The following is a 12,749-nucleotide window of genomic DNA, read 5'->3' as shown; positions in this document are numbered from 1 at the left end:
GGCTTATCTTATGCGCGTGTACGAATATACCCTGCCCAGTGGGGCGCAGCTGACCGGATACCTGCGCCAGCCGTCCGAAACCATGCCCGGATATGAGGTGCGTCCGGGCATCCTGATCCTGCCTGGCGGCGGTTACGCCTACTGCAGCCCCCGGGAAGCCGATCCGGTGGCCATGCAGTTTTTGCAGGCCGGATACCAGGTGTTCATCCTGGAATACACCACCACATCCCGTCAGGCGGCGCCGCTGCGGTACGCACCGCTGACCGATGCGTCGGGCGCCATCCTGCACCTGCGCCGTAACGCCGAAACCCTGTTCCTGGACCCTGACAGGCTGGCCATCTGCGGCTTTTCCGCCGGCGGCCATCTGGCAGCCTCCGCTGCGCTGCTGACAGACTGCGAGCCGGTGTGCAAGGCCCTGCAGGCCGAGCCCGCCCAGCTGATGCCCAACGCAGTGATTTTGGGATATCCCGTGATCACGTCCGGTGAATTCGCTCACGAGGGTTCCATCGAAAACCTTGCAGGCACGGATCAGGAGCTGAAAGAGTATTTCGGCCTGGAAAATCAGGTCAAGCCCGGTCTGCCGCCGTTCTTTGTGTGGCACACCGTGGCGGACCAGTCGGTGCCCGTGCAGAATTCCATGCTGCTGGCCCAGGCCCTGGAAAAATGTGATGTGGACTATGAGCTGCACCTGTTCACCCACGGCGCCCACGGCAGCAGCACCTGCAGCCGGGAAGTGGGCTCTCCCAGCACCCATAATGCGGCCTGGCTGCCGCTGTGCATCGACTGGCTGGCTGATGTGTTTGATTTTCGCCTGTAAAAGGGAGGCGCTTTTGCCATGAAGATCTTTTTCTACACCCTGCGGGAGTTTGATGAGCTGCCGTATTGCGAAACCTTCAAAGAAAAGTACGGTATCGATTATGCCTGGACTTCCGAAGCACCGAACCCTGGCAATCTGCATCTGGCGGAAGGCTGCGATGCGGTCAGCACCAACCCTTGTGAAATCCGCCCGGAATATCTGCGTACTTTTGCTGAAATGGGAATCCGTTACCTGCCGTGCCGCAGTATAGGATATGATCATATCCCTTTGGACACGGCCAAGGAATTGGGGCTGCGGGTTTCCCACAGTCATTATCCGCCCGAGGGTGTGGCCAACTACACCATCATGCTCATGCTGATGGCCACCCGCAAGATGAACCAGATCATGCTGCGCGCCGCTGCCCAGGATTACTCCCTGCCCGGCAAGATGGGCAAGGATCTGTCCAGCTGCACCATCGGTGTGATCGGCACCGGCAAGATCGGCCGCACGGTCATCCGGCATCTGTCCGGATTCGGCTGCCGGATTCTGGCTTATGACCTGTACCCCAACGACGAGGTCTGCAATGTGGCCGAGTATGTGGACCTGGATACTCTGTATGCCGAGAGTGATGTCATCACCCTGCATCTGAATGCCACGCCGGAAAATCATTATCTGATCAACCGGGCAGCCATCGAAAAAATGAATCCGGGCGTCATCCTCATCAACACCGCCCGCGGCACCCTGATTGAGCCGAAAGCCCTGGTGGAAGGGCTGGAAAGCGGCAAGATCGGTGGCGCCGGCCTGGATGTGGTGGAGGATGAAAACGGCATCTGCTACTACAACCGCACCGGCGAAGCCCTGGCCAACCGGGAACTGGCTCTGCTGCGCAGCTTCCCCAACGTGGTGGTCAGCCCGCACACCGCTTTTTATACCGATGTGAATGTAGCCAGCATGGTCCAGAGCGCCTTTGAGGCGGTCAGCAACTTTGCCGCCGGCCGTCCCGAACCCAACGAGGTGCATCTGTGAGCCTGGAACCCGGCCGTGCCGGGGAACCGGAGCTGACCACGTCACTGGCGGATTGCCCGCGTTTGGAAAATGCGGATTTGTTTGAGTTTGCCTGTGCGGGCTGCGGAGATTGCTGCCGCAACCGTCGTGATCTGGTGCTGTCGGGGTTGGATTTGTACCGCCTGGCCCGCTGGATGCATCTGCCTCCCCGGGTGGTGGCAGATGCCTTTTGCCGCCGGGAGATCGGGCAGTCCACCTGCCTTCCGGTGCTGGTGCTTCGTCCTTCGGCCCGCACGGGGGATTGTCCCTTCCTGGAAGGAGACGGCTGTGCCGTGCATCCGGCCCGGCCGTTGGCCTGTGCCCTGTACCCCCTGGGGCAGTCCATTGACCCGGACACAGCCCGGATGGAATACTACGCACAGCTGCCCTTGTGCGGAACCGAAGCCCCCGGTCGGACCCTGACAGACTATCTGCAGGGGGCCGGTGTGACCGAGCGGGCGGGTACGGATGCGTCCTGGGCGGTGGAATGCACCCGCCTTTCGGACTTGCTGCGGCAGGCAGGGGGCAGGGAACACCCCCGGTTCCTGCCGGCGGTTCGCCGTGTGGAGCGGGCGCTGTATTACGATTACTCCACCCAGGATGAGTTCTATCCTCAGTTCCGGGAAAACCTGGAAACGCTGTATCACGTGCTGCAAACCTTGCTGAAAACCTGATACAAAAAGAACCCCTGTCCCATGTGCATCAAGCCACGGGGACAGGGGTGTTTTCGTATGGGCAGGTCAGCAGCAGAAGAATCCGCCGCGGCCGCAGCAGCACAGGCTGCACAGATTGCACATCATCAGATACAGCCAGGCCTGCAGGCAGAAGTTGCCCTGCTGCATGCGGGAACCGGGCTGGGTATACGCCTGCTGATAGGATGTGTAGGTGCGGCCGGGATTCTGCAGCCGGTCCAGTAGACGCTGGTACTCAAAATTGTTGGGTTCCAGGTTCACGGCGGTGCGGGCCTCGTTCTGAGCGTTGATGTTGTTGCCCAGGCCGGAATTGGCCAGCGCCGCATAGTAGTGCCAGCGGGCGGTCCGCTCGGACACAGGCACGCTGTTCAGCACATGCAGTGCTTCGGTGTAGTAGCCGTTGCGGATGTAGTTGTTGGCGGCCTGCATTTCGGGGGATTCCCGCCCGGTGTTGCTTCGGGTTTCGTATCCGCCGAACCCAAAAGGATCAAACCCGAATCCGAAGGGATCCTGGTATCCGGTGTTCTGGCGGCCGTACCCGCTGTATCCGCCGCTTTGGTTGTAGCTGCTCTGAGATTGCTGACGCCCGCCGCCCGAGCGCAGGCGCATGATTTCGCTGTATGCGGCCTGCACTTCCTTGAATTTGTCCTCACAGGTGGGGTCGTCCGGGTGCAGGTCGGGATGGTATTGCTTGCACTTCTGGCGGTATGCCTTCTTGATGGTTTCCTCGTCTGCCCCCGGCTGGATGCCCAATACGCTGTACGGATCGGTCATTCGTCTTGCGTCCCCTTCCTTGGTTTGCCGGATTTGGTGCGCATGGCTTTCACCAGAGCATATTTGCTCCAGACCCCGGCGTAAATCGTGTTGTGCAGCAGCTGTCCTTCCGGTGTGTCTTTCAGGATAGGCAGCAGCTGAAAATTCTGGGCACACAGGCCCATCTGCTGTGTCAAAAGTTCATGGCAGCGCTGCTCAAAGCCATCCTTGTTGCTGCCGTACTCGTCGGCCGTAGCGGCCAGAGCGTTGAAACTGCCGTGACGCTTGTCTTTCTTCAGGTCGTCGTAAGCGTCCATCAGGTAGATAAAGCCGCCCAGCCCGCGCCCCAGTCCGTCCAGAACGGGAGACCACATGTCTTCCTGATAACAGAAGACGGCACCCAGCAGTGCTCCGAAACAGTTGCACAGGGCATCCAGATCGGTACTGCCGACCCCTTCCAGTTGGTTCAGCTCGGCCAGACGCTTCTCTATGGCGCCGCACTGCCGGGGCCACCGGCGACGAATCTGTGCCAGAGGCGCTTCCAGACGGCGGGCGGCCAGCAGACCGGCACGGCTGTGGTCATCCCGCCAGTTGTCCAGGTAGTTGTAGTAGGCCAGCGCCACCGTCATGTCGGCGGCATATTCCAGATATGGATTTGCCGCCCGGGGCCGTGCTTTCAGCGGATGTGGTACACAACGCCCGGAGGAAAACACCGTGTTCGGTTCATACAAAGCGCTGAGCAGCAAAGCCGCAAAGGTCATATCATAGGAAAGAGCCATCCGCGCCGCAGTGCCGTGGCGGGCCAGGGACTGACACAGGCCGCAGTAATAGGCCTGATAGCAGTCCATGGCAGCTTTGTCCAGTCCTTTTCGATAGATCGTAACATATCCGAACACGCAGCGTCAACCTTTCCGGCTGTAGAGTGGATCAGCTCTTTTTGATAAAGCTGGTGCCGCACTTGGGGCAGGTGATGGAGATGCGGCCCCGGCCCCGCGGCACCCGCAGCTGCTGGTGGCAGCGCGGGCAACGATAGTAATGGTAAGTCTTGCGCAGCGAAAAGCGGGTTTTGACGCCGCCGAACCAGCTCATCACGGCGTTGCGCTTTTCCCAATACCAGCGGTTTTCGGCAATGCGCTGGGCATGGTTGCGGCTGAACATGCGGATGTACGAATAAATCAGCATGGCAAAACCGATGGTGTAGAACAGTACGCCGAACAACCCGGGCAAAAACAGCCCCAACACCAGAAAGACCAGAGAGGCAATTGCCAGAAACCGGTTGAACTGGTCGCCGCCGTACCGTCCCGACATAAAACGCTGAAACCATGCTTTCATTTTGAACACGCATCCTTCTTGTAAACATTGTAAAATCAGGTTCGGGCATTATTATGCCATGAATTTGTGGTCAAATCGTGAACAGGAAGGAAACAGAATATAAACAACCGCCCCCAAAAGACCGTACAGAAGGCAATCAGCTGCCGGAACGCCGGAGCAGAACGATGGTCTCGCAGTGCTTTGTGCGGGGAAACAGGTCCACCGGTTGGATGGTTTCGGGGCAATATCCCGCATCCGTCAGTGCCCGGGTATCCCGGGCGGCGGTGGCAGGGTTACAGCTGACCATGACGATGGTCCGGGGGGCCATGTCCACCAGCGCATTCAAGGTGGCTTCATCGCAGCCCTTGCGGGGTGGGTCCACCACAATCACATCAGGTCGGGCGCCCTCTGCGGCAAAGCGGGCGGCGGCGGTGCCGGCATCCATGCAGAAAAAGTCCGCCCGCTTCTCATCCAGGCCCAGCCGTGCAGCGGTCTCCTTGGCGGCATCCACCGCCTGGGGCACTACCTCCACCCCCACCAGCCGACGGCAGTCGGGCAGCATGGAAAGGCCGATGGTGCCCATACCGCAGTACAGGTCCAGCAAAAAATCTTCCGGGCGCAGGGCCGCATACCGCCGTGCCGTGGCATACAGCAGCTCGGCGGCCGGGGTATTCACCTGGTAAAACTCGTGAACGCCCATACGCAGCGGAACCCCGGCCAGGGTGTCCTCAATCACGCCGGGGCCCAGTACGGTCCGGGTGTTTTGCCCCAAAATCACATTGGTGCGGGCGGTGTTGCGGTTGACCAGCACGGTGGTCAGCCCGAACTCCTGCTGCAAGGCGTTGCAGATTTCCGGTTCGTGGGGCAGACCGTTTCCGTTGACCACAAAACAGAGCAGCCGCTGCCCGCTGTGCCAGCCCTGGCGCATGTACAGATGACGGATGCGCCCCTTTCCGGTTTCTTCGTCATAGGGCTCCACGCCGTACTGCTCAAACAGTGCACAGGCACGGGCGGCCAGCTCATTCATCCAGACAGGCTGCAGGCGGCAGTCGGGGGTGCGGATGATCCGGTGGCTGCGCCCGGCGTAGAATCCGGTCACGATGTGTCCGTCGCTGTCACGCCCCACCGGCAGCTGGACCTTGTTGCGGTAGCGCTCTTCCAGAGGAGAGGGCAGTACCTCTTCCACGGGGGTGTCCAGGCCGCCCAGCCGGGCGAAAGCGTCGCGCACAAACCCGGTTTTGGCTTTGCACTCGGCTTCATAAGTGATGTGCCGCAGGCTGCATCCGCCGCAGGGGCCGCACACCGGACAATCCGGCTCGCAGCGCCCCGGGCCGGGGGCCAGCAGCTGTTCCATGCGGGCAAACGCATAGGTTTTCAGCACCTTGGTCACCCGTGCCAGAATGCGATCGCCCGGGGCGGTGCCAGGCACAAAAATGGCCAGCCCCTGCCAGCGGCCCACACCGCTGCCGTCGTTGGAGAGGGAATGGATGTCCAGCTCAATGGTCTGGTTTTTCTTCAATGGAATGGAGGTCAGGTTCGGCATAATACTCCTTCTTGGCTTCAATTGAGGATGATACACACAAAATAGGCCCAAAACGCTGCCCTTTGCGGCGCTTTGGGTCGGAACTTACAGCTGCGGGTCCTTTTCCAGCGCGGCCAGATATTTGCTGGGGGGCACACCCTTGACCTTTTTGAAAACGCGGGAAAAATAGAACTGGTCAAAGAACCCCACCGAAACGGCAATCTCTGCAATGGAAAGGTGGCTGTTTTTCAGCAGGGAACAGGCCTCACTGATCCGGTAACCGGTGAGGTAGTCGATGGGACTTTGTCCCACATTGGCCATAAACACACGGTACAGATGGCTGCGGCTCACCCCCACAGCTTTGGCAATGTCGTCCACCGAAATGTCGTGGGAATAATTGAACTGGATATACTTGATGGCCGCCAGCACATACTGGCTGCTGGAACTGCCGGGGTTGGGCATGGTGTCCCGGGCTTCCTTCATCAGCTGCGCCATGAACAGGTACAGATATCCGGTCATCAGCGCTTCGCACTGAGGTTCCGGCCCGCGGGACAGGTAAATGTTGTACAGGGCTTCCCGCACGCTCTGGGGATCCTTGCAGTGATGCAGGGGATGCTGGTCGGTAAACGGGGTCTGCTGTACCAGCTTGTTGGCACAGGCACCGTTGAAGCCCACCCAATAGTATTCCCAGGGCTCGGCTTCGTCCGCGGCGTAGGTGATCAGCTGATTGGGTTTTGCCAGAAACAGATCGCCTTCCTGCAGATTAAAGGCGGCACCGCCCACCTGGTACACACCCTTGCCGGCCACCACCAGATGAATCAGGTAATGATCCCGGACACCGGGGCCCCAGGTGTGGCCCGGCTGGCAGCATTCGTGACCGCAGTTGAAGATGGAAAGCTCCACGTTGTCGGTATAGCTTTGCTTATAGGATTGTTTGAGCAGATTTGCCATGTTTTGCCCCCAAAAGGATGTTGCGGCACGCGCCGCGGGATTTCTTTTATTATAGCAAGCTATTCATCAAAAGTCCATAATCTCGTAGAAAAAAACTGTTTACTTAACGGTAAAATTTGTTATACTGAGTATAGATACAGCCTCTTTGAGAAGAGACTGCCAAAATCACACGCGGCTTTTTGTGCATGTTGCCAAAGCCCCACAGGAACGGAAAGGTGTTACGATCATGGCTATTTCCAGCGTACTGAAAAAGCAGATTCAAGACGGCGCCTATGATGCCGCTTTCGCCAAGCTGTATGCGTCCGACCCGGCGGTCATTGCCGCACAGCGTGCGCGTTACATCAAAACCATTGAAAGCTTCGAAAAGGAATTTGGCGCCGATCGTGATGTGCGGCTGTACTCTGCCCCCGGCCGTACCGAAATCGGCGGCAACCACACCGACCATAACAATGGTATTGTGATGGCGGCCGCCGTAAATCTGGACATCATTGCGGCTGTGGCCAAGAACAATGACAACACCGTGCGCTTCATCTCTGAAGGTTTCGGCAAGATCGACGATATTGATTTGTCTGTTCTGACCCCGCAGAAGCCCGAGGCGGAACACAGCGCCTCCCTGATTCGCGGTGTGGCAGCCGGTATTGTGAAAGAAGGCGGCAAGGTGGGCGGCTTTGATGCCTTCTCCACCAGCGATGTGCTCCGCGGTTCCGGTCTGTCCAGCTCGGCTGCCTTTGAGGTGTGCGTGGGCGCCATCTTCCGCGGCGAGTATAACGACAACGACATGGAGCGCCTGAACCAGGTGGAGATCGCCAAGATTGGCCAGTATGCCGAAAACGTTTTCTTCGGCAAGCCCTCCGGACTGATGGACCAGACCGCCTGCGCCGTGGGCAGTGCCATCACCATCGACTTCAAGGACCCCACCGCGCCCATCGTCAACAAGGTGGACTTTGACCTGGCCGGCAAGGGCTTTGCGCTGTGCATCAGCGACACCAAGGGCAGCCATGCGGACCTGACCGATGACTATGCAGCCATCCGCCGTGAGATGGAATCGGTGGCGGCCTGCTTCGGCAAGAAGGTTCTGCGCGACGTGGATGAAGATACCTTCATCGCCGCCATCCCCGACGTGCGCAAGAAGGTGGGAGACCGCGCCGTGGTGCGTGCCATCCATTTCTATAACGATTGCCGCCGCGCCACCCAGCTGTGCGAGGCGGTCAAAGCCGATGATTTTGACCGTTTCCTGGAACTGATTCTGGAAGGCGGGCATTCCAGCTTTGAATACAACCAGAATGCCTACAGCATCAAGAATGTGAAGGAACAGGGTGTGCCTCTGGCTCTGGCCATCAGCCAGCGTGTGCTGCAGGGCCGCGGTGCATGGCGTCTGCAGGGCGGCGGTTTTGCCGGTACCATTCAGGCGTTTGTGCCGCTGGATCTGCTGGACCAGTACCGTGCAGCCATCGACGCCGTGTTCGGCAAGGGCAGCTGCCATGTGCTCAGCGTGCGTAACTACGGCGCTGTGCCGGTGGAAGAAAATATGTAACCCTTACATAAGGCAAAAAAGAGGGCGGACTTCCTCCCGCGCCGTGCAGGCGCGGAGCGGGGAAGTCCGCCCTTTTGCGATATCCGGCATGAAGGTGGACTGCATCAAAATGCCAGCTGATCGGGGGCGATTTTGTCCGCCTCGGTCACAGGACGGATCGGCCGGCAGGGGACACCGGCCGCCACCATCCCGGCGGGGATGTCGTGGGTGACCACGCTGCCGGCCCCGATGACCGCCCCTTTGCCGATGGTCACGCCCCCGCAAATCACCGCGTTGGCACCGATCCATACGTTCTCTTCCAGGGTGATGGGCCTGGAGGTGCCAATGCCCTCGGAGCGCTGTCCGGCATCGATGGAATGCCCCGCACAGCTCAGACAGACGCCGGGGGCAATGAAGGCCCCGGCACCGATGTGCACAGGGGAAGTATCCAGAATCACACAATTATAGTTGATGACGGTAAGTCCGTAGGTGTGAATGTTGAACCCGTAATCGCAGTGAAAATCCGGCTCGATGAAGGTCAGCGGATGGCAGGTGCCCAGAAGTTGGGTGAGAATGCTCCGCCGCACGTCCGGCTCGTCGGGAGCGGAACGGTTGTACTCCCAGCACAGTTTCTGCGCCGTGGCTTTCAGCGCGGAAGGAATGTTGCGATTCTGCGCAGCGTATCCGGCGGGGGATTTGAGCATGTCCAGTATATCCATGGGAAGCTCCTTTCCGGAAAATAACAAAAACAAAACCGGCTTGCTGAAGCAAGCCGGTTTCCTGGTGGACCTGGAGGGATTCGAACCCTTGACCTCTCGGATGCGAACCGAACGCTCTCCCAACTGAGCTACAGGCCCAAATTTACCTGACCAAATTACTATACCGTATCCGTCATAAAATGTCAAGGGCTGTGCGGGAAAAATATGGAGCGTGTGCAGGAACAGGATATAGGGGAATGCCACAAAACAATAATGCATATCATTAATAGCAGATTGCCTTATGACCTCGTTTTTGCACTGTGAAAACATGGAAACGATATTGTTCAAAAAAGAGTCTATAAAACGTCATAAAGAAAGATGTCGTGCAATTTTTGCGCAGGACGTATAAAATCGTAAATTGTGTTTTTGCCCATGACCATTGATTTTGTTTGGATAAATCGGTATGATTATTTATCAAGAAGATCCAAACCGGTTGCGGTATACGGCAAGGATCTTTTGCAGAGTGTGTTCGCCGTTTGCGGACCCGGAACAAAAGGCGTTACCCACCCGGACGAATATCTTAATGTGGGGGAGACAAGAGGAAGATGAATCCGGCACAGACAGAATTGTTGGAATCGTATGCGCGGGACTTTTCGGAAATCAAAGGCTTGCAGGCGGCTCACCGTATTGGGTATGCGCTGTATGACAAGGCAGGGCAGCTGGGGGTGGTTGTCTGTCGGGAAGCCGGACAGAGCTGTACGCGGGCTGTGCACTGTACTTTGGCCGAGGCGGATCTGGAATTCGGACGGGGACTGCTGCGGTTTCTGTATGAAAATGCAATTCCGCCGGAAAACGCCTGCGATGTGATCCGCGATATCTGTACCGTGGCGGAAGAATGTGCCGGATGAACGGTCGGGCGTAAGGATGTGCACCGGAAAAGGCCGAAAGCAAAGGGATGAAGAAGATGCGCAATGGGGACAAGCAGGAATGGGTCAGCGCGCTGTTTGCGGACAGTGACCGTGGGCAGTGCAGTGCGATCAAACTGTACGGCGCTGCGCAGCAATCGGTGGAAGTGTGTGCGGCCGTCACATCGGGACTGCAGGTATTGGAAATACTGGAAAAGGGGCTCAGTCCGCAGGTCCTGGTGCTGGATACACTGCTGCAAGGTCCCGGCCTGGGAGAGCTGCTTTGGCAGATCGGTCGGCTGGATCTTGCATCCCGCCCATGCATTCTGGTCACCGCTATGCCCTGTACCCAGAAAACGGCATCCCGTTTCTTGACAATGGGGGCCGATTGTATTATCTTTAAGCCATATACAATGGCGGAGCTGTTTGCGGCGGTATATCGCTGCGGCGGCAGCGACAGCGCCTGGAATTCGTACCGTGTGCGGGAATATCTGCACGATATGCTTTGTGAGATGCATTATAACCGGCGGCTGGGCGGCTGGAACTATCTGGAACGGATCCTGCTTCGCACCGTTCTGGAATCGGACGATTATATTGCCAAAGAGTTGTACCAGTATGCGGCGGATGGCCAGCACATTCAGCCGGGAACCGTCTGTTCTGCATTGCAGCGCATCAATGAATCCCTGCGCCGTACCGGACCGGAAGGCTATGACCGCCTGTGCCGGGCGGTGAACAAGCCCGCGGGGAGCCGGTTGAGCAATCTGGAACTGATCCGCAGCCTGACCGAATTGATTCGTCGTGCCATGGGGCGCTGAGCCAACTGCCTGCCCGTCCGGATAAAGAGGAGACTCTTGCGATGAACACAGACAATCTGACCGACCGGGTCTGGCCGGAAAAAATGGATTCCCTTCGCGGCGGTCTGAAAGGCCGGCTGGCGGAGGATTTTTGTGTTTTGCAGGGGGCAGTGGACGCCCTGACACGGTATCTGGACCAGCAGGCGCCGGAACCGGTGCGCAGTACGGGGCTGGATTCTTTGCGGGAGATGAATCGCCGGATCCGGCGTCTGGAACGCCTGGCGGATAACGCGGCGGATCTGGCATTGGGCGCCCAGCTGCGCAGACTGCGCGCGCCGCTGCCCATGGAACTGACCGGGCATTTGCGCGCTCTGTGCGCCTGCGCGTCGGAGGAACTGGCAGCCTGCGACCATCCGCTGCAGGTAATCTTTCGCGACAGGACCCAGGGCGGATTGTGGCTGGAAGCGGATGACAATCTGATCAACAGCCTTCTGGCCAACCTGCTTTCCAATTCGGCACGGGCGGGAGCAGACAGGGTGGAGCTGACCTGCACGGCGGACCGTCGGCTGTTGTACCGGGACAACGGTTCCGGCGCCGATGCGGCCGCCCTTGCGCTGCTGACCCAGGGCAAAGCGGAAGAACCCTTTTTGGCCCGGGGCGGCACCGGGCTTTTGCTGGTGCGGGAATATGCAGCGGCGCTGGAATGGAAGTGCTGCCCGGCACAGCAGCCGGAAAAAGGGTTTGCGGTGGACTTTGTGCTGCCCGCTCATTGCCCGGATCCCTCCCAGCTGGTGCTGGCGGATGGCGCCAAACAGATGGAGTGCCGTCATGCCGCGTGCCGCCGGTGTATGCAGCAGGAATTTGCGGCTACCCTGTGGCGGGAATAACAGAACAACGCTTTACAGATTCACACGGCTGGCAACGGCGGTGTGAATTTTTTATGCCTTTTTCCGAACGCTTATTTACTTTGTGGGCAATCTATTGTAAAATAACTACATATGACAACATCAGGTGGTGCTTACTATGGAGAACCGTTACAATCGTATTTTGCTTAAAATCAGCGGTGAGGCGCTGGCCGGCAGCAAGGGCTCCGGCTTTGATGAGGCGACCATTTCGTCGATCTGCGCAGGTGTGCGCGAAGCCCATGATCTGGGTGTCCAGATCGGCATTGTTGTGGGCGGGGGCAACTTCTGGCGCGGCCGTTCCAGCGGAAAAATGGACCGCATGGATGCCGATAAAATCGGTATGCTGGCCACGGTGATGAACGCTCTGGCTGTCAAGGATGCCCTGCGTCAGCAGGGGGTGCCCGCTGTGGTCATGACCAGTGCGGTCATGCCTCAGGTGGCCGAAACCTTCACCAGCGACAAAGCCATCGCGGCTCTGAACGAAGGCAAAGTGGTGGTGTTCGGCGGCGGTACCGGCAACCCCATCTTCTCCACCGATACCGCTTCGGCTCTGCGTGCGCTGGAAATCGGTGCCGATGCCATGCTCAAGGCCACCATGGTGGATGGCGTGTATGACAAGGACCCGCATAAGTACCCCGATGCGGTGCGGTATGATACCCTGACCTTCACCCGTGTGCTGGACGAGCGCCTGGCCGTGATGGACTCCACCGCCGCCAGCCTCTGCCGCGACAATGCTCTGCCCATTCTGGTGTTTGATCTGGGCGACGGTTCCAACATTGCCCGGGCTGTCCGCGGTGAGAAAATCGGTACACTTGTCTGCGAATGATTCCGGACCCAACACAAAAAAACACGGCCGTGCAAGGCC

General features: G+C 58.6%; 14 protein-coding genes and 1 tRNA gene. 8 read left to right on the top strand and 7 right to left on the bottom strand.

The features are described from left to right. Window positions 1-10: 10 nt before the first annotated feature. The 3 genes from H6B15_RS00340 to H6B15_RS00330 are packed head-to-tail and all read left to right on the top strand — an operon-like array spanning window position 11 to window position 2,514. On the top strand, window positions 11-817 hold the full coding sequence (locus H6B15_RS00340; RefSeq protein ID WP_204644930.1) for an alpha/beta hydrolase: 807 nt from the start codon (window positions 11-13) through the stop codon (window positions 815-817). Window positions 818-835: 18 nt separating this feature from the next. Further along, window positions 836-1,822, top strand: coding sequence for a D-isomer specific 2-hydroxyacid dehydrogenase family protein (locus tag H6B15_RS00335; RefSeq protein WP_204644928.1), 987 nt, complete (start codon window positions 836-838; stop codon window positions 1,820-1,822). Next, complete coding sequence (locus tag H6B15_RS00330) at window positions 1,819-2,514, top strand: YkgJ family cysteine cluster protein (protein WP_204644926.1); 696 nt, start codon at window positions 1,819-1,821, stop codon at window positions 2,512-2,514. The genes H6B15_RS00335 and H6B15_RS00330 overlap by 4 nt, the downstream gene beginning before the upstream one ends. A 66-nt stretch (window positions 2,515-2,580) precedes the next feature. On the opposite strand, the gene H6B15_RS00325 is transcribed toward H6B15_RS00330, so the two are convergent. The 5 genes from H6B15_RS00325 to H6B15_RS00305 all read right to left on the bottom strand — a co-directional run bounded on the left by H6B15_RS00325 (window position 2,581) and on the right by H6B15_RS00305 (window position 7,069). Continuing rightward, window positions 2,581-3,306, bottom strand: a complete 726-nt coding sequence (locus H6B15_RS00325; protein WP_204644925.1) for a J domain-containing protein — start codon at window positions 3,304-3,306, stop codon at window positions 2,581-2,583. Further along, on the bottom strand, window positions 3,303-4,181 hold the full coding sequence (locus H6B15_RS00320) for a DUF5685 family protein (protein ID WP_204644917.1): 879 nt from the start codon (window positions 4,179-4,181) through the stop codon (window positions 3,303-3,305). The genes H6B15_RS00325 and H6B15_RS00320 overlap by 4 nt, the downstream gene beginning before the upstream one ends. A gap of 31 nt (window positions 4,182-4,212) precedes the next feature. Next, window positions 4,213-4,617: a hypothetical protein gene (locus H6B15_RS00315; protein WP_204644915.1), complete on the bottom strand. Its 405-nt coding sequence runs from the start codon at window positions 4,615-4,617 to the stop codon at window positions 4,213-4,215. 136 nt (window positions 4,618-4,753) lie between these two features. Then, window positions 4,754-6,139 carry a 23S rRNA (uracil(1939)-C(5))-methyltransferase RlmD gene (gene rlmD, locus H6B15_RS00310; RefSeq protein WP_207751450.1) on the bottom strand — a complete coding sequence of 462 codons (1,386 nt, stop codon included), beginning with the start codon at window positions 6,137-6,139 and terminating at the stop codon, window positions 4,754-4,756. An 84-nt stretch (window positions 6,140-6,223) separates the two neighbouring features. Further along, a complete protein-coding gene (locus H6B15_RS00305; RefSeq protein ID WP_204644913.1) occupies window positions 6,224-7,069 on the bottom strand; it encodes an AraC family transcriptional regulator in 846 nt (281 codons plus the stop codon). A gap of 226 nt (window positions 7,070-7,295) precedes the next feature. Between H6B15_RS00305 and H6B15_RS00300 the strand changes: the two genes are divergently transcribed. Further along, window positions 7,296-8,603 carry a galactokinase gene (locus H6B15_RS00300; RefSeq protein WP_204644911.1) on the top strand — a complete coding sequence of 436 codons (1,308 nt, stop codon included), beginning with the start codon at window positions 7,296-7,298 and terminating at the stop codon, window positions 8,601-8,603. 104 nt (window positions 8,604-8,707) lie between these two features. On the opposite strand, the gene H6B15_RS00295 is transcribed toward H6B15_RS00300, so the two are convergent. Beyond that, a complete protein-coding gene (locus H6B15_RS00295) occupies window positions 8,708-9,301 on the bottom strand; it encodes a sugar O-acetyltransferase (protein ID WP_204644903.1) in 594 nt (197 codons plus the stop codon). A gap of 62 nt (window positions 9,302-9,363) precedes the next feature. Then, window positions 9,364-9,439: transfer RNA gene (locus H6B15_RS00290), tRNA-Ala, on the bottom strand. Window positions 9,440-9,909: 470 nt separating this feature from the next. On the opposite strand from H6B15_RS00290, the gene H6B15_RS00285 reads away from it, so the two are divergent. The 4 genes from H6B15_RS00285 (at window position 9,910) to pyrH (ending at window position 12,710) form a co-directional block, all read left to right on the top strand. Continuing rightward, a complete protein-coding gene (locus H6B15_RS00285; RefSeq protein WP_204644902.1) occupies window positions 9,910-10,188 on the top strand; it encodes a hypothetical protein in 279 nt (92 codons plus the stop codon). A gap of 47 nt (window positions 10,189-10,235) precedes the next feature. After that, entirely contained in the window at window positions 10,236-11,000 is a 765-nt protein-coding gene (locus H6B15_RS00280) for a response regulator (RefSeq protein WP_204644901.1), read from the top strand. 41 nt (window positions 11,001-11,041) lie between these two features. After that, window positions 11,042-11,866 (top strand): ATP-binding protein, encoded by an 825-nt coding sequence (locus tag H6B15_RS00275; RefSeq protein ID WP_204644900.1) that lies wholly within the window; start codon window positions 11,042-11,044, stop codon window positions 11,864-11,866. A gap of 136 nt (window positions 11,867-12,002) precedes the next feature. Next, window positions 12,003-12,710 (top strand): UMP kinase, encoded by a 708-nt coding sequence (pyrH, locus tag H6B15_RS00270; RefSeq protein WP_204644895.1) that lies wholly within the window; start codon window positions 12,003-12,005, stop codon window positions 12,708-12,710. Window positions 12,711-12,749: the final 39 nt, after the last annotated feature.

This window comes from Gemmiger formicilis (assembly GCF_016900095.1).
Classification (GTDB): domain Bacteria; phylum Bacillota; class Clostridia; order Oscillospirales; family Ruminococcaceae; genus Gemmiger; species Gemmiger formicilis_A.
This window is presented reverse-complemented; position numbering and strand designations above follow the sequence as displayed.